The sequence below is a fragment of the Undibacterium sp. GrIS 1.8 genome (genome assembly GCF_040544445.1).
In the GTDB taxonomy this organism is placed as follows: domain Bacteria; phylum Pseudomonadota; class Gammaproteobacteria; order Burkholderiales; family Burkholderiaceae_D; genus Undibacterium.
Window position 1 is genome coordinate 137002 of sequence record NZ_JBEONQ010000002.1, and the last position, 21736, is coordinate 158737.

General features: G+C 46.5%; 23 protein-coding genes. 10 read left to right on the plus strand and 13 right to left on the minus strand.

What is annotated here, in order from left to right:
• Positions 1-29: 29 nt before the first annotated feature.
• The 3 genes from AAKU64_RS01580 to AAKU64_RS01590 all read right to left on the minus strand — a co-directional run bounded on the left by AAKU64_RS01580 (position 30) and on the right by AAKU64_RS01590 (position 2134).
• A complete protein-coding gene (locus AAKU64_RS01580) occupies positions 30-593 on the minus strand; it encodes a hypothetical protein (RefSeq protein ID WP_354361146.1) in 564 nt (187 codons plus the stop codon).
• Between the two features lie 36 nt (positions 594-629).
• On the minus strand, positions 630-1106 hold the full coding sequence (locus AAKU64_RS01585; RefSeq protein ID WP_354361147.1) for a hypothetical protein: 477 nt from the start codon (positions 1104-1106) through the stop codon (positions 630-632).
• A 689-nt stretch (positions 1107-1795) separates the two neighbouring features.
• Positions 1796-2134 (minus strand): hypothetical protein, encoded by a 339-nt coding sequence (locus tag AAKU64_RS01590; protein ID WP_354361149.1) that lies wholly within the window; start codon positions 2132-2134, stop codon positions 1796-1798.
• A 1329-nt stretch (positions 2135-3463) separates the two neighbouring features.
• Between AAKU64_RS01590 and AAKU64_RS01595 the strand changes: the two genes are divergently transcribed.
• Complete coding sequence (locus AAKU64_RS01595) at positions 3464-5785, plus strand: patatin-like phospholipase family protein (RefSeq protein WP_354361151.1); 2322 nt, start codon at positions 3464-3466, stop codon at positions 5783-5785.
• Here the strand turns inward: AAKU64_RS01595 and AAKU64_RS01600 are convergent.
• Positions 5751-6542, minus strand: a complete 792-nt coding sequence (locus tag AAKU64_RS01600; RefSeq protein WP_354361153.1) for a helix-turn-helix domain-containing protein — start codon at positions 6540-6542, stop codon at positions 5751-5753. The genes AAKU64_RS01595 and AAKU64_RS01600 overlap by 35 nt on opposite strands.
• A gap of 349 nt (positions 6543-6891) precedes the next feature.
• On the opposite strand from AAKU64_RS01600, the gene AAKU64_RS01605 reads away from it, so the two are divergent.
• Together AAKU64_RS01605 and AAKU64_RS01610 are read left to right on the plus strand one after the other, a co-directional pair.
• Entirely contained in the window at positions 6892-7509 is a 618-nt protein-coding gene (locus tag AAKU64_RS01605) for an outer membrane protein (protein ID WP_354361155.1), read from the plus strand.
• A 97-nt stretch (positions 7510-7606) separates the two neighbouring features.
• Positions 7607-7837, plus strand: a complete 231-nt coding sequence (locus tag AAKU64_RS01610; protein WP_354361157.1) for a hypothetical protein — start codon at positions 7607-7609, stop codon at positions 7835-7837.
• A 126-nt stretch (positions 7838-7963) separates the two neighbouring features.
• On the opposite strand, the gene AAKU64_RS01615 is transcribed toward AAKU64_RS01610, so the two are convergent.
• The 4 genes from AAKU64_RS01615 to ugpB form a co-directional block, all read right to left on the minus strand.
• Entirely contained in the window at positions 7964-9043 is a 1080-nt protein-coding gene (locus AAKU64_RS01615; protein ID WP_354361159.1) for a sn-glycerol-3-phosphate import ATP-binding protein UgpC, read from the minus strand.
• A 118-nt stretch (positions 9044-9161) separates the two neighbouring features.
• The gene (gene ugpE / locus AAKU64_RS01620) at positions 9162-10013 is read right to left on the minus strand and encodes a sn-glycerol-3-phosphate ABC transporter permease UgpE (protein WP_354361161.1); all 852 of its coding nucleotides are present in this window, start codon (positions 10011-10013) and stop codon (positions 9162-9164) included.
• A 220-nt stretch (positions 10014-10233) separates the two neighbouring features.
• Positions 10234-11118, minus strand: a complete 885-nt coding sequence (ugpA, locus tag AAKU64_RS01625; protein WP_354361163.1) for a sn-glycerol-3-phosphate ABC transporter permease UgpA — start codon at positions 11116-11118, stop codon at positions 10234-10236.
• A gap of 87 nt (positions 11119-11205) precedes the next feature.
• Positions 11206-12519 carry a sn-glycerol-3-phosphate ABC transporter substrate-binding protein UgpB gene (gene ugpB, locus AAKU64_RS01630; RefSeq protein WP_354361165.1) on the minus strand — a complete coding sequence of 438 codons (1314 nt, stop codon included), beginning with the start codon at positions 12517-12519 and terminating at the stop codon, positions 11206-11208.
• A 259-nt stretch (positions 12520-12778) separates the two neighbouring features.
• On the opposite strand from ugpB, the gene ubiA reads away from it, so the two are divergent.
• The 4 genes from ubiA (at position 12779) to AAKU64_RS01650 (ending at position 14761) form a co-directional block, all read left to right on the plus strand.
• Positions 12779-13645, plus strand: a complete 867-nt coding sequence (gene ubiA / locus AAKU64_RS01635; RefSeq protein ID WP_354361167.1) for a 4-hydroxybenzoate octaprenyltransferase — start codon at positions 12779-12781, stop codon at positions 13643-13645.
• Between the two features lie 69 nt (positions 13646-13714).
• A complete protein-coding gene (locus AAKU64_RS01640) occupies positions 13715-14023 on the plus strand; it encodes an ElaB/YgaM/YqjD family protein (RefSeq protein ID WP_322119845.1) in 309 nt (102 codons plus the stop codon).
• Positions 14024-14027: 4 nt separating this feature from the next.
• Complete coding sequence (locus AAKU64_RS01645) at positions 14028-14429, plus strand: phage holin family protein (RefSeq protein ID WP_354361169.1); 402 nt, start codon at positions 14028-14030, stop codon at positions 14427-14429.
• Between the two features lie 2 nt (positions 14430-14431).
• Positions 14432-14761 (plus strand): YqjK family protein, encoded by a 330-nt coding sequence (locus AAKU64_RS01650; protein WP_354361171.1) that lies wholly within the window; start codon positions 14432-14434, stop codon positions 14759-14761.
• A gap of 89 nt (positions 14762-14850) precedes the next feature.
• On the opposite strand, the gene proC is transcribed toward AAKU64_RS01650, so the two are convergent.
• Together proC and AAKU64_RS01660 are read right to left on the minus strand one after the other, a co-directional pair.
• Complete coding sequence (gene proC / locus AAKU64_RS01655; RefSeq protein WP_354361173.1) at positions 14851-15711, minus strand: pyrroline-5-carboxylate reductase; 861 nt, start codon at positions 15709-15711, stop codon at positions 14851-14853.
• Positions 15701-16405: a YggS family pyridoxal phosphate-dependent enzyme gene (locus AAKU64_RS01660; protein ID WP_354361175.1), complete on the minus strand. Its 705-nt coding sequence runs from the start codon at positions 16403-16405 to the stop codon at positions 15701-15703. The genes proC and AAKU64_RS01660 overlap by 11 nt, the downstream gene beginning before the upstream one ends.
• A 259-nt stretch (positions 16406-16664) precedes the next feature.
• Here AAKU64_RS01660 and AAKU64_RS01665 point away from each other — a divergent pair, with 259 nt between their 5' ends.
• From AAKU64_RS01665 to AAKU64_RS01675, 3 genes are read left to right on the plus strand one after another with little or no spacing between them, the layout of a single operon-like run.
• A complete protein-coding gene (locus AAKU64_RS01665) occupies positions 16665-17708 on the plus strand; it encodes a type IV pilus twitching motility protein PilT (RefSeq protein WP_354329523.1) in 1044 nt (347 codons plus the stop codon).
• 34 nt (positions 17709-17742) lie between these two features.
• Positions 17743-18879 carry a PilT/PilU family type 4a pilus ATPase gene (locus AAKU64_RS01670; RefSeq protein WP_354329525.1) on the plus strand — a complete coding sequence of 379 codons (1137 nt, stop codon included), beginning with the start codon at positions 17743-17745 and terminating at the stop codon, positions 18877-18879.
• Positions 18876-19358 carry a glutathione peroxidase gene (locus tag AAKU64_RS01675; protein WP_354361177.1) on the plus strand — a complete coding sequence of 161 codons (483 nt, stop codon included), beginning with the start codon at positions 18876-18878 and terminating at the stop codon, positions 19356-19358. The genes AAKU64_RS01670 and AAKU64_RS01675 overlap by 4 nt, the downstream gene beginning before the upstream one ends.
• A gap of 49 nt (positions 19359-19407) precedes the next feature.
• On the opposite strand, the gene AAKU64_RS01680 is transcribed toward AAKU64_RS01675, so the two are convergent.
• Genes AAKU64_RS01680 through glcF form a run of 3 tightly spaced genes read right to left on the minus strand, consistent with a single transcriptional unit; the run spans position 19408 to position 21726 of the window.
• On the minus strand, positions 19408-20142 hold the full coding sequence (locus AAKU64_RS01680; RefSeq protein WP_354361179.1) for an LrgB family protein: 735 nt from the start codon (positions 20140-20142) through the stop codon (positions 19408-19410).
• Positions 20139-20471, minus strand: coding sequence for a CidA/LrgA family protein (locus AAKU64_RS01685; protein ID WP_354361181.1), 333 nt, complete (start codon positions 20469-20471; stop codon positions 20139-20141). The genes AAKU64_RS01680 and AAKU64_RS01685 overlap by 4 nt, the downstream gene beginning before the upstream one ends.
• A gap of 10 nt (positions 20472-20481) precedes the next feature.
• Positions 20482-21726, minus strand: coding sequence for a glycolate oxidase subunit GlcF (glcF, locus tag AAKU64_RS01690; RefSeq protein ID WP_354361183.1), 1245 nt, complete (start codon positions 21724-21726; stop codon positions 20482-20484).
• Between the last annotated feature and the right edge of the window lie 10 nt (positions 21727-21736).

The following is a 21736-nucleotide window of genomic DNA, read 5'->3' on the forward strand; positions in this document are numbered from 1 at the left end:
AAATTGGAGCTGCGCGCGCTCAATTTTTGTCAAATCGATTTTCCCCTCTCGTCTTCAACAACACGCATAAAGAACCTCCCAACCTCAAAAACATCTCTGAAGTTTCCCTGCTGACCAACGACTTTAATACTAACGAGCGACGAGTCAGACAATTGAAGCGTCAGCAAGACCGAATCTGACACTGGCAAGGGAAAATCAACATCATCTATATCTGCATAAGTGATTCTTCTTGCAAGGAAATTTTTATAGTCCATAAAGATGACCCCCTTATCAGTGAAGAGGAGGTCATCGATTCGGGCGTCGGCACAATAGACGCCAATAAGAGATTCATTGGTTTGAATTAGCGCCTTGTAATCAGGCAGCACATCATGCTCCTGTCCTACGACACTACGAGCGAGCTTCTTAATAATACGGTGAAATCTACTCGCGGGACTAATGAAAGTCATTTGACCGTCCTTGTGATGGTGTCGGTATAAAGAGCCACTTTTTCCGGCACGGATGCCCCAACTATCCATGCGAAGAGCTAGGCCTAGGGAGTGATTAACCAGTGCAGCGTTGATGGAAATCGTTTCAGCGCCTAGTTGAGACGCCAATGCATTGCACCCTAAGTCTCTGTATTACACAACAGGTCAGATTCGTTCAATTCTAGCTTCCACAATGGAATCTGTTAAATCGGAACTCAATATGCCGCTAGCGACCATAGTCTCCTCACTAGCAGCTAAAATACCCACATGACAACTTAAAATTGCAAGCCACCTACCTGAACGTCCAACCATTGCGATATCACTTACATCGTATTTCCGAGATCCGCATATTAGATTTGTAAAATCTTCATACTCAACTTTAATAGCGACAAGATTATTTTTCGGCGTTGACTTAAAAATATCTGAAATAATTAATTCACTATCTTCACACGTAGCCGCCACATTTGCGATTTTCGCGAAAATTTCCTCTCCCAAACCAGTTCCATATGGAAGGTTTAAAAATTTCCAATTTACATTGCCAACATGAGTTAAAGAAAAAAAATCGACGTGCCCACCCGCACCAAATGATTCTAACGTTGCGCTAAAATATTCACTATCGGCAGTATTTAATTCGTCCAGCATAGTCGTCATTACCTTATCTCAATACCAAACCCCAACCCGTTCGCCACCTGCATCGCAGCATTTGGCTTGCTGCCAAAAGTGCGTAATGATACTGAAACGTCTCCAACGCTAAAAGTCAGATAAGCTTGCGCGGAAGAGTTAATTTTAGATAGTATATTTGCTCCGTAGTTTTTCTGAAAACATTCAAAAATCAGCGTCGGCATCGTGAGTAAGCAGCATATCTATGTTTAACGGTCCTCGACCAGCGCCAATAGCAATTACATCTTTCCCTAGAGCAATCAGATCCGTCAATCCTATTGTAGTTGATGCTCCAAATTCCTCCGAACACCAGCGCAGTGCACCCAACGATACTGCTGATAATTGCTAATAAGAAGTCTACCAATAAATAGATTATTTTTTATCAAAGACGAAGGTACGTTTGCTTTTTGCATAACCTACAGCAAACTGGCGGCAATTCAAATAGCGCAAGATTTGCGCAAAATTGCATCAACAAAATTTAGCGACGACAAGAGTATTTAAGCGCCCTGCAACACTACGGGGCAGATATGATCGCTGTATATAAGTTCGCATGCGTAGCGTAATCGTACATCAGTCGAGATGTCAGCTTTTTTATACTCGCGTGACAGAGATTGTCATGATTTTTGTCTAGTCATCATCTATGGGATTGCCATTCATGCGATTACCTTATGCTAATCGCACGTATGCGGGCTAATTTCACGAACCTTGCTCATAACTAACGAAAGAGAATATCCATATAGCTCCATCAAATCAAATACACGAACTAGTCCCTCTAAAGAAACTAGAACCCATAAATCTTCCTCTTTGGCGTATTTATCCATATAGCACACCAAATTCTCACGCGTCAAAGGAACGTTTATCTTAAAAGACACAGCAAGAATGAACTCATCTAACCGATCAACAGATGCATCAGGGAAGTCACGCGCAGACTCTATCAACAGTACGATAACTTCCCTAAGTTTGTTATCAGATATTGAGTCCGAATTGCTCTCTAAATCATTTATATTCATTTTCCCCGTTCTTTTTTCAATGTTTTAAAAGCACTGCTTCCCCATTCTCCCATTTTGATAAAGGGATTTACATATTGGCCAGTAGGTAAGTTATAAAAATAATGAATTTCGACCCGCCATCTGTTTAGCAAACCTGCCGTGAAAGTGCCCTTAATATCCCCCGAAGCAATTGCGCCACTGATAAAGCCCGCGATCGCTGCCGACTATATATTGCGTGGGATAACCAGTGCAACCAACACTAAGATACTGCTAATTTGATATGCAGAATCCCCATTGATATGCACTTCATGATACGCGCCCCAAACTCCCTGGAGCGGACTAAATGCAGGGGCAGTCAGTGTCTTTAAAAAAAGAATCCCAACCGAAATCGCCGCTTGAATCGGCCCAAGTCATAGGGCTGTTATAGCAATACCTATAGCGGTTGAAGTTCTGTAAATTCGACAGGTACTAAATGAAAGGATCACCCTGCATGAAGCGCCCTAGCAATAGATCATAGATACGCCTATTCATGTGTGTGATTGTTAGAACTGATCCCGGCTTCGCGATCAGTGTGGCGGGCGGTTTACGTGATTATCCGAGGTGTTAACCGTTGTTGTGTCAATGTTAGGCTTCGCTTCGTTCTGCGCCAACCTACAAGCCCGGGCTACGCTTGCTAGCTTACGAAATCCGCGAAATTAAGGCCGCAACCTATGCGTCATTATGCAACTTGCCGGCATTCCGCTCGGTGCAATGCGGCTTCGCTTTATTGACACCGTACAAAAAAGTGCGTTGTACCGAGTTCAATAGAAAATAGAAATGAGCAGTATTGTCAGACATATGACCGATATAAATACCTAATACCATATTTTTTCATTTTTTGTTGATTCAGCATAGCTTTCGCCACGACTTTTGGTAAAGGTTTCTTTAACTAGCAGTTTCCAGGATTTTCGCTCGTTCATCGTTGACTTCCTCCAATGTTTTTTTTCTTGGTTCATATTTATTTTTTTCTTTCCCAGCCATAACCAGTTAGTGAAATACTTACTCCCTTAGTACGAAAACCATATTCGATTGAAGTCTTTCCACCATAAGAACGATTCCGCTCTCCGCCAACACCGAACTATGGATTGGCTAACGGAACAATAACATTTCCAGAATTACCAGCGCCTTTCAAAAAGTCCGCAGTGTCAATTGGTGCCGACCACTCACTAATTAATATTACCAAACAATACTGACGTGGCTCAGGCGAAGGTAAGTCAGCCTTCTGGAATGCAGTTCTTCGTTTTAACTCAGGTCTGACGCTATACTCCCAGCATTCTTTCGCCAGGTTATTTGCTAAAGGTATAACTGATGATGTCACCCTCCCTTGTAGTCGCTACTTTCATCCATCGTTCCTCGACGACTGTGCTTTGGCTGTGCACTGCTTTTGCGCTGGCATCCGGCTCGCATCCAGTCTTGGCCCAAACCACTGCAGTGTCTGCAACTACGGACAAGAACACGAGCGCAACAACAAATTTATCCCTCAGTATTCCCGCCATGCCTGCACGTCCCAAAGTTGCCTTAGTTTTATCCGGTGGCGGCGCGCGTGGCTTTGCGCATATTGGCGTGTTGCGCGCATTGCGGGCGCAACGGGTGCCGGTGGATATTGTGGTCGGTACCAGCATGGGTGCGGTAGTCGGTGGTGCCTATGCGGCGGGACGATCGGTCAGCGAGCTGGAACAATTAGTACGTGAAACCGCCTGGGACCGCGTACTGGCAGATCGGCCAGCGCGCTACGATCTGGATTTCCGGCGCAAAGAAGAAGATCAGTTACTGCCATCTCGTATCGAGCTTGCCATCACTAAAGCTGGCGTATCTTTACCGCCAGCCGCCGCAGGCAATGCTGCGCTGGAACAAGCGTTGACCCGCTTGTTACCGCAAGGTATGCGCGACCGTCCGATCAACCAGTTGGGCTTGCCGTTCCGCACGGTTGCTTCGGATTTATTGACGGGGGATTTAGTCGAGCTTAGCGACACGCCGCTATTTTTAAGCATGCGGGCATCGCTGGCGTTACCTGGTGTTTTCGCACCGGTACGACTGAACCAAAGGCTGGTCGTCGATGGCGGTTTGGTGCGTAATCTTCCGGTAGAACTGGCTCGCGCCATGGGTGCGGATATTGTGATTGCAGTCAATGTCGGGACTCCGCTGGCAAAAGAGAGCGAACTCAGTAGTGCCTTCGGCGTGGCGCAACAGATGCTGCAAATTCTGACCGAGCAAAACGTGCAACGCTCAATTAAAGAATTGGGCAGCAAGGATGTATTGATCGCACCGGATTTATCGGGGATTAGTTTTTTAGATTTCGCTCAGTTCGAAAAAACCATCAAAGCGGGGGAAGATGCTGCCAACAAAATGGCGCCGCGGCTGCAACATCTGAGCGTGAGCGCCGAACAATATTCCCTGCTTGATCAACAACGTCTGGCTGCCACCGCCACGCCGGACGATGTCACCCAAGCCCTACCTATCGCTAAAATTGAGGTAGAAAGTCACGGCTATATCAACCCCAAAGCTCTGGTCACGCAATCCGGTCTGCGCGAGGGACAATCGCTTACTCCGGATCAGATTCGTCAGGCAACCTCGCGCTTATATGGTCGCGGCGACCTCGACAATGTGGAGACCGAAATCACCGACGATAACGGGCAGCGTAGTGTAGTGATTAAGCCGACTGAATCCAATTCTAGCCGCAACCGTCTGCGCGTCGGACTGGAACTATCGAGTGATTTTTCTGACGATAATCAATTTGCGCTGAGCTTTATGCATATTGCCTCCTCACTCAATAGCTACGGTGCTGAACTGCGTACCGTGGCAAAAATCGGTAGTCAGCGACAGTTCGGCACACAGTTATGGCAACCGCTGGCATCCGGCTCCCCCTGGTATGTGGCGCCGTCGCTGGAATTTGGCGCATCTGGCATCGATTTATTCCAGCAAGGTCGCAAAATTTATCGTGTGAGCGCACGTACTACCAGCAGTAGTCTGGTGCTGGGGCGCGAATTAGATAATTGGGGTGATATTCAAATTGGACTGAGTCGTCGCTTTGGCAAATACAATGTAATTTTGCCGGAAGATGTGAATGCGCCTGGTGCACGTAGTTACGACACTACCCAATTTGCTCAGCTACGGATTGATACGCTAGACTCGCTGGCATTTCCGACACAGGGGAATTTATTAACAGCACTGTGGGAACGCTCGCCAAGCAAGGATATAGGCGAATCCTCTTTGGCGCGATCATCACTGACAGGTCTGACGGCGTTCCAAACCGGTGATTGGGCGGGGCATCTGTATGGTGAATGGTCGCATGCGCAACGCGGCTTTGCCTCTAGTTCATTGGGGGGATTTTTACGCTTGTCTGGTACCACGGCTGATTCGTTAGACGGCAATACGATTTTACTAGGCCGCGCCGTCATCGCACGCCGCATAGGCAATATGCCAACGACGTTGGGTGGTGCAATACGACTGGGCTTCTCGGCAGAATTAGGCGGCGGTTTTGGGGCAGAACAACCACTACGTTTTGGTAATTTAAAACGAGCAGGTAGCGCTTTTATCGCAATGGACACCCGCTTTGGTCCCTTGTATTTTGGTGCGGGTGCAACTCATGGTGACAGCTCTAGTTTGTATCTTTTCCTCGGGCCGGTTTGGTGATATTGGGTACATGCTCGGTAGTTTCCTGACGTCGCAGCACTGTCAATGCCGAAAATTCCCATGAGCGGAATCCCAACAGCAGCGTAAACCCATCACGTGCCGCTGCTGGCAAACGACGATCATCTTGATGTGATTGCGCCATTTCCGCCACCAACTGATGGATTTTTTGTACAACTTCTTGCGCGCTGGCGACAGACAATCTGGCAGGTACACAGAGCACTGTTTCACCATGTCCGTCAAAGCGACCATTAAAAAAATCGCTGACAATATGTTCCCGAAAATATTGCTGTACCGGGCCATCAGGCCGCCAGTGAAACGCGTTAGAGACATTTAAGCGATAGCGGTTATGCGGTCGTAGTTCTATCAATTCCAGACGATCCAGAGCCACCAGTTGCAAGATGCATTCCGATTCAGACAGATTGTAGGTTTCTACAATCTGCTCCAGCGTCCAATGACCCAGACAACAGATCGCTACCAGTAATAACTTGGGATCAGACATCAAGGACTTCTCTTGTGCGAGAGTCAAATTATCAGAATGCGGCGTCACATCAGCGGCCTGACGCAATACATCTTCTAGCGCAATCCCCGCCGCTTTACAGATCGCGGCAAGACGCGACAAGGCCATGTCTTTTTGCGCAAACATCCGCTTCATACTGGATTCGCTCATGCCTATACGCTCAGCCAATACTTTGTAGGTGACGCCGGCTGCACGCAGTTCATGGCGTAAAACCTGCAACACCAATTCAGGAGAACTCATAAATGTCTTCTTTAAAGTAGGACTTACGCAAAACCGCCCGGCTGCATCGCTAGGCCTTGCCAGGTCAATTTTGCGTAAGTCTTATAAAGTTCAAAGGGTAACAAAAATACTAAAAAAGTACCGCAAAACAGTACCTAAGATATCGCACTTTGCATCTTCGCACAATTAGCTAGTACGTCAGGAAAATGTTTGCAACACTGCGCTCCGAGGTCAAGCATCACTGTTTTAAGAGAGTTTTAAGACAAACATCGCGAGACCTGCTTGGAGTAAGACCGACTGAGATGCGATAGCGAATACACCGATAGCAACTCAATAGGAAACTTCTAAAAACTCATTTATCGAGGCAATCATGTTCAAAGCAAAATCCATTTTTTTCGCCAGCATCGCCAGCTTACTGTTAGGTACAGCCACAACCAGCGCTATGGCTGCTGATACGACCACAACAGAAGCAGGTGCTTATGCAGGCCTCAACATTGCAGCTCAAGCCAAATACGACCACGACTGCTTAGGCTCAGTTAGTTGCGATAACAAAGCAAGTTCCAGCGGTAAGATTTACGCTGGTTATATGGGAGTGCCATCTTTGTTTGAAGGCGTGAATGTGTCTCAAGGTGTTGAGCTGATGTATTACAAAGTAGGTAGCGCCACTGAAACCTTTTCTAGTCTTAGAAGATCAACCAGCACTAAGGGACTGGGAGCGTCTTATGTGTTGCAAGCCAACTTCAATGATTTTTCCGTCAATGGCCGTTTAGGTGTCGCTTATACCGACGACAAATCTAGTTCTACGAATTACCTCCTGCTTGGAGGTGCCGTGGAGTCAGACCAACATCGCTTTGCCCCATTGGTTGGTGTAGGTGCGCGTTACTCGCTCACTAAAAATATCAGCTTAAATGCCGACTACGACCGCCTCCAAAGTGACCACACAGGCGCGGTAAATATGTTCTCACTCGGCGTAGGTTACAAGTTCTAAATCTGACGTCTACACGAGCCTTTAAAGACGTAATAGATGAGAGGCGGACGACATCGCCAGCCTCTCATCTGACGAGCAAAAATGGAGGAATCCTCAGATGAATACCCTGCCCAAATATTCTCTCGCTGCCAGCCCTGCGGTAACTGTTGTTGGCATCGGTGTGCTGATCACAATCGCCTTTTTTTCTGGGATGGTAATAGGAGCGAAGCGACAAACTAGCCAGACCGGCATCCATCAAATACCCGGTGTGGACGCTGCTGCCGCTGCGATCATCAAAGACAAAAATATCGATGAAAAGCCGAAGCGTAAATTCGTAGTTTTGACTTAAGTTCTCAAACAAGTACCACATACTGAAGCTATCAATTTACGCTTAATTGATTAAGACTCACCGAATAAGTTTTATCAGTTATGCCAACTCAGTTAAGCCTAATAAGTTAAGCCTAATAAGTTAAGACTAACTCAGGCGCTGATTCGTTACTGGATCAAACCAATGCAGTACATCGGCGGTAAAACCTGCCGTCGTGCGCTGCCCCGCCTCCACCGGCGTCCCCGCCGGTGTACGAATCACCACCGCTTGTCCGGCGCAATTTCCATGTACCAGCAAATCCGCGCCTAGGGATTCCACCAGTTCTACTTCTAGCGGCAAACCGGGCATGCCTATCAATAAATGCTCTGGACGTACACCCATGATCAGATCGTGATTGGCGATCTGATCGGCAACTGACTTCAAGACTGACAAATTGACAATGGCTTGGCCAAATTGTATTTGCCGCCCATCCGCACTAACTTTGCCGCGCAATAAATTCATCGGTGGCGAGCCGATAAAACTGGCGACAAAGGTCGTTGCCGGTTTGCTATAGACCTCGGCTGGCGTGCCGATCTGCTCTGCCTTGCCAGCATTCATCACTATCATGCGCTGCCCCAAAGTCATTGCTTCGACCTGATCATGTGTGACATATAAACTGGTCGTACCCAAGGTACGATGGAGTTTTTGGATTTCTAAGCGCATCTGTACCCGTAGCTTGGCGTCCAGATTGGATAAAGGCTCGTCAAACAAAAAAACAGCTGGCTCACGCACAATTGCACGTCCCATAGCAACGCGCTGACGCTGGCCGCCAGAGAGCTGGCGCGGCGTGCGCTGCAATAGCTCACCCAGCTCCAAAATCTTTGCTGCCTTTTGTACCCGCAGCTCAATATCGTCTTTAGAAAACCGACGTATCTTCAAGCCATACGCCATGTTTTGGTACACCGTCATATGCGGATACAAGGCATAGTTTTGGAACACCATCGCGATATCTCTATCTTTGGGTTCTAGCTGATTAACGACGCGATCCCCAATCACTACCTCGCCAGAAGTAATCTCTTCCAAGCCGGCGACCATGCGCAATAAAGTCGATTTACCGCAGCCTGATGGGCCGACAATGACAATGAATTCGCCATCAGCAATATCCATCGACACACCATGAATCACATCAACGGCCTTACCAGCCTTGCCATACGTTTTTTTGACATTCTTTAAATGGACTTGAGCCATGATGATTCTTTTATCCCGTTTTGAGAGAGTGTGGTGCATAGCAATCTTTGCTTTGCGTACATACAGTCGGCGGCGCAGTCTTTAGCGGAGTTGTAGCTCAGTTGTAGCTAAGTTGCGCTTACTTCTCAGAATCAACCAGGCCTTTGACAAACCATTTTTGCATGATCACGATCAGCAATCCCGGAGGCAACATCGCCAGCAATAAAGTCGCCATGACCAGATTCCATTCCACCGCAGCGTCGCCTCCAGCGATCATCTGTTTAATACCTATACCGATCGGATACATACCTTGTTCGGTTGAGATTAACAAAGGCCATAAATATTGGTTCCAGCCATAAATAAACATGATGACAAAAAGTGCAATCACATTGGTGCGCGATAAGGGCCAGAGCACATCTTTAAAGAAACGTAATGGCCCGGCGCCGTCGATACGCGCCGCCTCTGCCAACTCTTCAGGCACCGTCAGAAAGAATTGCCTGAACAAAAAAGTCGCCGTAGCAGAAGCGATTAAAGGGATCGTCAAACCAGCGTAAGAATTGAGCATGGATAAATCGGAGACGACTTTATAGGTAGGAGAAATCCTTACTTCTACTGGCAACATCAAGGTTACAAAAATCATCCAGAAAAACCAGGTTCTCCCAGGAAAACGAAAATACACCAGCGCAAATGCTGACAGCATAGAGATAGCTATTTTTCCGATCGCAATTATCAATGCAGATACCAGGCTCACCCACAACATTCTGGCCACCGGACTGGTAGAAACATTGCCGGACGCGCCGCTACTTAATACCGTAGAAAAATTCTGGACGAACTGATTACCAGGTAACAAAGACATCGGTGCCAGCGCACTTTGTTCTGCGGTCTGGGTACTGGCAACTACGGCAATATAGATGGGAAAAGCCACAATCAGCACACCGATGATTAAAACTAGGTGACTGATGAAATCCAATATTGGACGACGCTCTATCATGGACTGACTTTCACTTAAGGGACTGCAATCAGGTCGCGCTACATAGTTGAGGCAAATCAGATTTACTTCAGTTGTAATTAAGGTTCACTTCAAGCACTGCAGAGGAATTTTTCATATACTCCCCCACTATTTTATAAAATATGGCTGATTGTCCAACGATTATATGGACAACTAAATATACTCACTGACAGTATGCTATTTGTCCTGGAAAGTACAACGCTTATGAATACTGTACTTTCTTCTCTACATATTTAAACTGAACGATCGTCAACACAATCACGATTGTCATCAAAATCACCGATTGTGCCGCCGCACTGCCAAGATCGCCGCCTTTAAAACCATCGTTAAAAACGCGGTAGACCAAGATTTCTGTCTCCTTACTCGGGCCGCCCTGCGTAGTCGCTTCGACAATCGCAAAGGTATCAAAAAACGCGTAGACAATATTCACCACCAGTAGAAAAAATGAGGTTGGTGATAGCAAAGGAAAGACAATCGTAGTGAACCGTTTTACCGGTCCTGCGCCGTCAATTGCCGCTGCTTCAATCAAAGATTTGGGGACCGATTGCAAACCCGCCAGAAAAAATAAAAAGTTATAACTAATCTGCTTCCAGACTGCGGCTAACACAATCAAAATCATCGCGTGTTGCCCGTTCAGCAAACTATTCCACTCAATACCAACATGCCGCAAAGCATGGGCAACAATACCTAAAGTCGGGTTCAGTAAAAACATCCATAACACCCCGACGACTACCGGTGACACGGCATACGGCCAGATCAAAAAAGTTTTGTAAATCGCAGCACCTTTGACAACCCGGTCTGCGAATACCGCGAAGACTAAGGAGATACTTAAACCGGACACGGCGACGAGAACCGAGAACAGTGCGGTAGTTTTGAAAGACTCTAAATAACTAGGATCAGCAAACAGCGTCTTAAAATTATCTAGCCAAACAAATTGAGTGGACATGCCGAATGCATCTTGCAGCAATACCGATTGATATAAAGCTTGTACCGCAGGCCAGAAAAAAAACAGTAGCGTCACAATAATTTGTGGCGCTACCAATGCGTAAGGCAGCCATGCCGAGCGGAATCGGGCGCGTTTTTCCAAGATCAACCTATAAGTAAAATCAATTTCTAGAGTGCATCAAATTGCTAGTGATCTACGATCTATGATCTGTGACCATAGATCACTCATTTATTTATTGGCCTTCTCAAACCGCTCTAACAACTCATTGCCGCGCGCGACGGCATTATCTAAGGCTTCTTTTGCCGTCTTTTTCCCACTCCAGACGGATTCCAATTCTTCATCCATGATGGTGCGTATCTGCACAAAGTTACCTAAGCGAATTCCGCGTGACTTGTCTGTGGTTTTTACGATCATCTGTTGCACGGCGATATTCGGGCCGGGATTTTTATCGTAGAAACCAGACTTCTTCGTCAGTTCATAAGCGGCATTAGTAATCGGTAAGTAACCCGTTTCCTGATGCCATTTGGCTTGCACTTCTGGCTGCGACAAAAATTTATAGAACTTAGCAACCGCTTTGTATTCATCAATTTTTTTACCGCTCATCGTCCATAAGGACGCGCCACCAATAATGGTATTTTGCGGCGCACCCGCAGCATCAGAATAGTAAGGAAGTGGCGCAACCGCAAATTTGAATTTAGCGTTTTTGACTACATTGCCATACGCCGAGCTAGATGAGGTCAGCATGCCGCACTCACCTGAATAGAACTTCGCCTCCGGTTCGTTCTTACGACCAGCGTAAGTGAAGTAGCCTTGCTTGGCCCAGTTCGCCATATTCTCAATATGCTTGACCTGTAACGGACCATTAAATTTCAGCCTGGCATCCAGTCCACCGAAACCATTACCTTTGGAAGCAAACTCAACGTTGTGCCAGGCAGAAAAACTTTCCAGATGTACCCAAGTTTGCCAGCCAGTGGTGAAACCACATTTTTCGCCATTTGCTTTTAAACGGGCGGCAGCAGCAACCACTTCTTGCCAGGTCGCCGGAGCTTTATTAGGATCCATCCCTGCTTTGGCGAACATGTCTTTGTTGTAGTAAAAAACTGTCGTCGAACTATTGAAAGGGAACGACACCATTTCACCTTTTGGCGTGGTGTAGTAACCGGCAACCGCAGGTATATACACAGAAGAGTCAAATTGCTCGCCAGCTAATTTCATGACCTCAGTCACCGGCTTGATCGCACCTTTGGAATACATCATGGTAGCGGTGCCGACTTCAAATACTTGCAAAATATTCGGTGCGTTGCCAGCGCGATATGCAGCAATAGCAGCAGCCATCGCCTCATCGTAGCTACCTTTGTAGACTGGTACGACTTTATAATCTAACTGGCTTTTATTGAATTGCTCCGAAAGCGCATTAACCCGATCACCTAGAGCGCCGGTCATCGAATGCCACCAGCTAATTTCAGTCAGCGCGTGAGCAGAATTGGATATTGTCCCCATAGCGAGCATGGCGAGAACAATGGATGTGAATTTAATTTTCATCATTGTCTTTCTTTTTAATTTTTTTAAAAATCTGGAGCCAGCTTTGTAAGCAAGTGAACTCCGGATTTGTCTCAGATTGTCTCAAATCTTTTCTTTAGTCAGATGCCCCCATTCTATGACCGGAATGTGACAGCCGTACTACGATAGCATTATCATCCATCGCGTGCGCAGATAGCACTTATAATTCTGCCATCAAACGAAATAAATCATCTATCCATCAAATGCCAATTTTTTTGTTGGTTACCCCAAATCCAATTTTATGCGCCCGCTTTCAAATCGAGTTTTACTGTACATCCAATTAGTTCGCCTGGATAAACCTATCGGTATTTTGCTATTGCTTTGGCCAACCTTAATCGCCTTGTGGATCGCCTCCAATGGCAAACCCAATTGGCAACTGGTATTGATATTTAGTCTAGGTACCGCTCTGATGCGCTCTGCTGGCTGCGCGATCAATGACTTTGCAGACAGGGACTTTGATAAGCATGTCAAACGTACTGCCGAACGGCCAATCACTAGCGGGAAAATTGCCTCATGGGAGGCGATAGTGATTGCAGTGATACTGGCATTAATCTCGTTTTTATTGATATTGCCGTTAAACACGCTGACTAAACAATTGTCTGTAGTAGCGGTATTAATCGCTGGCAGTTATCCTTATTTCAAGCGATTCTTTGCCATTCCTCAAGCCTATTTGGGGATTGCCTTTGGGTTTGGAATACCGATGGCATTTGCAGCGATACAAAATACCGTACCCGTGACTGCCTGGATTTTGTTATTGGCGAATATTTTTTGGGCTGTCGCTTACGATACAGAATATGCGATGGTCGATAGAGATGATGATCTGAGAATAGGCATACGCACTTCTGCCATTACCTTTGGCCGGTTTGACGTGCTGGCGGTAATGCTATGCTATTGCTTGAGTTTTTTACTCATATTATGGGTAGGCTGGCAGCAAGGTTTGGGTACCTGGTTTGTCGCGGGTATGGCGCTGGCAGTGGCATGTGCCCTATACCATTACACTCTGATACGCCGACGAGAAAGACTGGCTTGTTTTAAGGCGTTTCGTCACAATAACTGGTTAGGCGCTGCTATTTTTGCTGGTGTCGCACTCGACTATGCACTACAGTGAAAGCCGTATTAAATAGTTTATGCAGGCTTTACTTGTTTTTCAATTTCACTACTTTTGAGAGGAAATATCATGAGCTCAGCTGAACAGCATAAAGAAAAATTGATGCATGACCTGACCCAAGTTATTAAAGACGCGGAAGAATTATTAAAAAATTCTGAGCAGCAAGGAAGCGCTGGTTTCCAATCTGCTAAAGCCAAAATTGAACATACAATCAAAAACGCGAAAGCAGAAATTGAGCGTATCGAAGATCTGGTCGTCACCAAAGCAAAAGACGCGGCATACGCGACAGACGTCTATGTCAAAGATAATCCCTGGCAGTCAGCAGGTATTGCCGCCGGCGTTGGTTTATTAATTGGTCTATTGATCTCGCGTAAGTAAGGCTATGGCGATCACTGATTCCATCGCGCGGCTATCAGCCAATGTCATCGGCATTCTATACACACGGCTAGAATTGATTTCAGTAGAAGTGGAAGAAGAGCTAACGCGCTTTTCTTCCTATTTGCTGTGGTCACTGGTTGCATTATTTTGTGCAGGGATCGCTGTTTTATTGCTGATTTTATTGCTGATTGCGTCGTTCTGGGACAGCTATCGCCTAACCGTTTTACTATCTTTATTGGGCATATTTTCAGGCACGGCGATTGGACTTGGCTGGTGGTTAAAAACCACACTGAGTAATAGACCCCGCTTGCTGGCAGATACCTTAGTCGAGCTGCGTAAGGATGTGTCTGCGCTGCAAGGACACCAGGCGGACAATAGGGATGCAAACAAGGCAGGTGATCAATAATCATGGCATACGCAGCCAAACTTTTAACTCAACGACGATTAGCTTTGCTGGCTAAAACTCAAGTCCAGCGTGAGCTTTTGATTGCGGACAGTCGCCAATTTAAACAATCGCTGCAATTTCTTGAGTTGGGATTTCAGGCTGGTCAAACAATCAAGCGACATCCATTGATAAGTTTAGGTTTAACTGCTGCGACGTTATTGATTAAGCCTAAGCGCATCTGGTCGCTATTAAAAACCGGGCTTATGGCTTGGGAAATCTGGCAAGGCATTGCACCGACGGTGATGTCAAGACTTAAACCAAACTCTGTGTCAAAAACCGCTGACGGGCAATAATCTATCAGCTCGTTTGTATTGAATTGATGAATGCTTGAATTTGTTTACTGATTGAAAATTCACTACAATTCAATGCGGTTCACTGCAGTTCACTCCGACCCCAGCTCATCTCCTAACTCTTTACCACGCGCTGCGGCTGCTTTTACTGCGTCTATGATTGCCGCCTTTACGCCACTGTTTTCCATACTGGATAAAGCAGCATACGTTGTGCCGCCTTTGGAGGTCACTCGTTCGCGCAATACCGAGACTGGCTCATCGGAATTAAGCGCTAATAATGACGCCCCCTCAAAGGTGGAGATTGCCAATTGCGTTGCTTGCGCGCTAGTCAGTCCTAGCTCGACACCCGCTTGTTGCATCGCCTCAATAAAATAAAATACGTAAGCAGGGCCGCTACCAGACATCGCAGTAACGGCATCAATTAAGGGTTCCTGATCCAGCCAAATAGTAGAGCCGACTGCACTCATAATGTCTTCTGCCGCCTGCTTTTGCTCGTCAGACACGCCAGCAGTTGCAAATAAACCGGTAATTCCTTTGCCAATCAGTGCAGGGGTATTGGGCATACTGCGCACGATTTTTGGATAATCGTTAAGCCAGCGTGACAAATCGCTAGAACGGATTCCAGCCGCAATTGACAAAACTAATTGTCCCGACAGATGCGGCGCGAGAGCAGCTGCGACCTCACGTAATTGTTGTGGCTTAACCGACAAAATGATGACATCCGTTTGCTGAATCAGCGCGCTGGCATCACCAATGACACCAATAGCACTGCCAGCCTCAAGAGATAATCCTGTCGTTACACCGAACCTCGCTGACAATTTGTCTAAGGACGCCTGATAAGTATCAATCACATGCACATTTGCGGGAGTAGTCAAATCAGGTAACAAGCCGCCAATTAAAGCGGTTGCCATATTGCCGCCGCCAATAAAGATCATTTTTAATTTATTTTGCATAATTTCTATTCCCAAAAATAGCTGATCCTATCCGCACCATGGTGCTACCTTCGGCGATTGCGGCATGCATATCTGCACTCATCCCGATGGAGAGGGTATCTAACATCAGACCATGTGTGTTCAGTTGGTCTTGCAGCATGCGCAATTGCAAAAAAGGCTGTCTTTGCTGTTCTACAGTGGTCGCCGGCTCTGGGACTGCCATCAGGCCACGCAACCGTAGTCTAGGCAATTGAGCGATATGTAAAGCCAGTGCCAGAGCCTGGTCTGGCAACACGCCACTTTTACTCGCCTCCCCGCTGATATTCACTTGCAGACAAATGTTTAAATCCGGCATACCGACAGGACGCTGCTCGGACAGTCGTGTGGCAATTTTTTCTCTATCTACAGAATGAACCCAAGCAAACGACTCTGCGATCTGACGGGTTTTATTACTTTGGATAGGCCCAATAAAATGCCATTCAAGCAATAAATCTGGCGCAAGTTTGCGTACCGTTTCAATTTTATCTATCGCTTCTTGTACGTAATTCTCACCAAATGCATGCTGATCGGCATGCGCCGCTTCAATCACTGCATCGGCAGCAAAAGTTTTAGATACCGCTAATAGTGTGATCTGTTGTGGATCGCGACCAGCGGCAGTTGCTACCGCCGCCAAATCAGCACGCACGGCTTGCAAGTTGTCAGATATTAAGGACATAATCGGGATACATGATTTTGCAACGAAAATAGCACTTTTCTGATTGTTCAGTGCTATCGTTATTGCGATTGTTTAGGCTCGTTGAATTGAAACTCTGAACGTTAGAACTCTGAATGGAACCACGACAAGACTAGAACGCGTTTTTCTGTCAACTCAGGCTCAATCCAGTATCAACTCAGGGTTAATTTATTCTCAGTAGATTATTCTTAGTACACTCCCAAGCAAAGTCTCACCGCACATTTAATTATCGGAATTATAAATGGACATTTCAGAACTACTGGCATTCTCGGTCAAGAATAACGCATCCGATTTACACCTTTCTTCAGGCTTGCCACCTATGATACGTGTGCATGGTGATGTCAGGCGTATTAATTTGCCACCACTTGATCATAAAGATGTACATGGTTTGATCTATGACATCATGAATGACTCACAGCGCAAGATATATGAAGAGACACTGGAATGCGATTTCTCTTTTTCCATCCCAGGTCTGGCACGCTTCCGGGTTAATGCGTTTAATCAAGAACGCGGTGCAGCAGCAGTAATGCGTACTATTCCATCAAAAATTCTAAGTCTGGAACAGTTAAATACACCGCGTATTTTTACAGAATTATCTTTAAAACCGCGTGGTTTAGTCTTAGTCACCGGCCCAACCGGGTCTGGCAAATCGACGACGCTGGCGGCAATGGTGAATCATGTCAACGAAAATGAGTACGGTCATATTCTGACAGTAGAAGATCCTATTGAATTTGTGCATGAATCAAAAAAATGTCTGATTAATCAACGTGAGGTCGGGCCACATACAAAATCATTTACCAACGCCTTGCGCTCTGCTTTGCGTGAAGATCCTGACGTGATTCTGGTCGGTGAGTTGCGCGATCTGGAAACTATCCGTTTGGCACTGACCGCCGCTGAAACCGGCCACTTGGTATTTGGAACCCTGCATACTTCCTCTGCGGCCAAAACCATTGATCGTATTGTTGACGTTTTTCCGGCAGAAGAAAAAGAGATGGTGCGTTCTATGTTGTCGGAGTCTCTGCAAGCCGTTATCTCGCAAACTCTGCTTAAAACGAAGGATGGCTCCGGTCGCGTAGCAGCACACGAAATCATGTTGGGTACACCCGCGATCCGTAATTTAATACGCGAAGCGAAAATTGCACAGATGTATTCATCGATCCAAACTGGCAGTAATTTAGGCATGCAAACGCTGGATCAAAATCTGACAGATTTAGTCAGACGGAATGTCATCTCTGTAGGAACTGCGCGAGCGGCAGCTAAAACGCCGGATAATTTCCCAGGTTAATTGCAGCAAACAAGTATCTATAAGGACGCTCAAGATGGAACGCGATCAGGCCACCAAATTCATGCACGACTTGCTAAGGCTAATGCTAAGCAAGAACGGCTCGGATTTATTTATCACAGCAGAATTTCCACCTGCCTTTAAAATCGATGGCAAAGTGACGCCGGTATCAAATCAGCCACTAACTTCAGCCCACACGGTTGATTTAGCACGCTCGATCATGAACGATAAGCAAGCTGCCGAATTTGAATCCACCAAAGAATGTAATTTCGCGATTAATCCTGCCGGCATGGGTCGTTTTCGCGTTTCTGCTTTTATGCAACAAGGTCGTGTTGGCTTGGTTTTACGTACGATCACGACAGCAATTCCGAAGTTAGAAGACTTAGGTTTACCGGAACATCTTAAAGATGTGGCGATGACCAAACGTGGTTTGGTCATCATGGTTGGTGCGACTGGCTCAGGTAAATCAACTTCGCTGGCGGCTATGCTCGGGCACCGCAATGCGAATAGCTACGGCCATATCATTACCATTGAAGATCCGATTGAATATGTACACCCGCATGGTAATTGCATTATTACGCAGCGTGAAATTGGTATCGATACCGAGGACTGGGGTGCTGCTCTGAAGAATTCATTGCGTCAAGCACCAGACGTGATACAGATCGGTGAGATCCGTGATCGCGAGACCATGGATTTTGCGATTGCTTTTGCAGAAACTGGACATCTTTGCCTTGCGACTCTGCATGCCAATAGCTCGAATCAGGCGCTAGACCGTATCATCAACTTCTTTCCGGAGGAACGTCGTGCACAATTGCTGATGGATTTGTCCTTAAACTTAAAAGCAGTAATTTCTCAGCGACTTATCCCTTTACGCGGAAAAAAAGGCCGTGTTGCTGCGATCGAAATCATGCTGAACTCACCGCTGGTTTCTGACCTGATCTTCAAGGGTAACGTGCATGAAATTAAAGAAATCATGAAAAAATCTCGTGAGCTTGGCATGCAAACCTTTGATCAATCTCTGTTTGATTTACATGAGGCAGATTTGATTACGTATGAAGATGCTTTGCGCAATGCTGACTCGGTCAATGAACTACGTCTCGCGATTATGTTGAGAGGTAAAGAATCAAAAGACCGCGATTTAACTGCAGGAACCTCACATTTAGGAATCGTATGAGCGTACTCGACTTCAATGCAGATAATCTGCAAGGCCAACCCGTTGATCTAAAACAATATGCAGGCAAAGTTCTTCTTATTGTAAATACCGCCAGCAATTGTGGCTTTACTCCGCAGTACAAAGGCTTGGAAGCGGTGTACCAGCAATTTAGAGATAAAGGCGTAGAAGTATTAGGTTTTCCATGTAATCAGTTTGGTCATCAGGAGCCTGGCACAGCGGATGAGATTGGTTCATTTTGTGAAAAAAATTATGGCGTGACTTTTCCGCTTTTTGCCAAAATTGATGTAAATGGCAAAGATGCTCATCCGCTATATCAATACCTGAAATCGAAAGCACCAGGCTTACTGGGTAGTGAGGCGATCAAATGGAATTTCACTAAATTTCTGATCAAAAAAGACGGTAAAGTATTCAACCGATATGCGCCGCTGACAACGCCTGCCGAACTGGTGGCGGATATAGAAAAACTGCTAGCGGAATAAGTGACGCAAGTGACGCCAATGGCGCTAACGGCGCAGGTAAAACAGCAGATCAGGTGAGTTTGGCGAGATGCAATGCAAAAGGCAAAATCAATGCAGTAAGTAGCCCGGAAATGCCCATCGCCAAACCAGCAAATGCGCCCATTTGCTCACTCACCTGAAACGCTCTGGCAGTACCGATTCCATGCGCACTCACGCCGAGTGCGAATCCTCTGATGCTCTCGTCCTTAATCTTTAGCAGATTCAGTAAACCACGCGCCATCGTTGCTCCCAGAATGCCGGTAATCATCACTAATACGGCAGTTAGCGAGGGCAAACCACCGACTTTTTCTGCAATCCCCATCGCGATTGCCATCGTCACCGATTTGGGTGCGATAGACAGTATCGTTACTACTGACGCACCAAATAACCAGGCTATGCACATCGCGCTGACAATCGCAGCCGCACTCCCCAGCAAAGCACCCGCGAGGAAAGCAAACCAGTCACGCTTTAATTTACCCAACTGCTGATACAAAGGAATTGCTAACGCGACAGTCGCTGGCCCCAGCAAAAAATGAACAAACTGAGCGCCGTTAAAATACGTCTTATAGGGTGTATGAGTCAGCGTCAGCAAAAACACCAATAAAATAACTGCAATCGCAACGGGATTAGCCAGCGGATTGAACTTTGCTTTTTCATACAATTTATAAGCAACTTGGTATGCCAATAGCGTGGCAGTCAACCCTAATAACGGGGACGCTGCAAGATATACCCACAGATTACTGAATTCACTAAAATGGGCACTCATTTTTGCAACCAGCGCACGACAACTGCCGTCACAATAATTGAGAGCGCCGTACTAATCAGCAGCGCCAAAACCAGCGGCAACCATTCATCTAATACCCTCTGACCGTACACCATAATGCCAACCCCGGCAGGAATAAATAATAGAGAAAGATGACGTAAGAATTCCTGAATCGTAGGTGCGAGTTTTTGCGCCAAATCTTTTTTTAATAACAGGAAAAAGAATAGCAACAACATACCGACCACCGGCCCCGGTATTGGTAGCGCAGTCAGATATACAAAGCCTTCGCCTAAGCACTGAAAAATCAGCAAAATAGTGAAGGTCTGTATCATGATTATTCGCTTACTTAATTTCGCTTAAAGTATCGCTTAAAGCGCTGTCCAGCAATTCCACCCAATGCCGCACAGGCGTACTGGTACCGGATTGCAAATGCGTGAGGCAGCCGATATTGGCCGACAAAATGATCTCAGCACCCATCGCCTGTAAATTGCGTAATTTATTGTCACGCAACTGATACGACAATTCTGGCTGCAATACAGAATAAGTCCCGGCGGAGCCACAGCATAAGTGGCTATCTGCACATAGCTTTACATCCACTCCGGCGCTGCGTAACAAGCCCTCTACCTTGCCGCGAATTTGCTGGCCATGTTGCAAAGTACAAGGCGGATGCCAGACAATACGTTGAGTGATTTTTCCTTGAAGTTTGCGCGCCAGTTCAATTTCAAATTCTGGCAGAATTTCGCTTAAGTCTCGCGTCATTGCTGAAACACGTCGTGCTTTTTCTGCATAGGCCTTGTCATGTGCAAGTAAATGTCCGTAGTCCTTTACGGTGACGCCACAACCCGATGCCGTCATCACAATAGCTTCTGCACCCTGCTCTACATAAGTCCACCATGCATCAATATTGCGACGCATATCGTCCAAACCACCATCCTGATCGTTGAGGTGAAAACGAATGGCACCGCAGCAGCCAGCCTTAGCTGCGACGATCAGTTGTACGCCTAAAGCATCCAACACGCGCGCAGTAGCGGCATTGATGTTAGGCGACATCGCAGGTTGTACGCAACCATCCAGCAGCAGCATCTTGCGCACATGTTGTGCTTGCGGCCAGTTGCCTGAAGCTTGCGCGACCGGCACTTTATTCTGTAAGACTTTTGGCAATAAGGGACGTACTGCCTGTCCCAACTTCATCGCTGGATTAAAAATAGATTGTCGCGGCAGTATCTGCTTGAGTGCAGCACGCATTAAGCGTTGCGCCATTGGTCGTGGGACTTGGTCTTCAACCACCTTGCGACCAATGTCGATCAGCCGGCCGTATTGCACACCAGATGGACAAGTCGATTCACAATTGCGACATGTTAAACAACGATCCAGATGCTGCTGGGTTTTTACCGTAGCGGGCTTACCTTCCAATACTTGCTTAATCAGATAAATGCGTCCACGTGGGCCATCTAATTCGTCTCCCAGCAATTGATAAGTGGGGCAAGTAGCGGTACAAAAACCGCAGTGAACGCACTTGCGCAAAATCTCTTCGGCTTCCTGGCCTTCGCGAGTGTTCTTGATAAAATCAGCGAGATTAGTTTGCATAGTTTTTCTA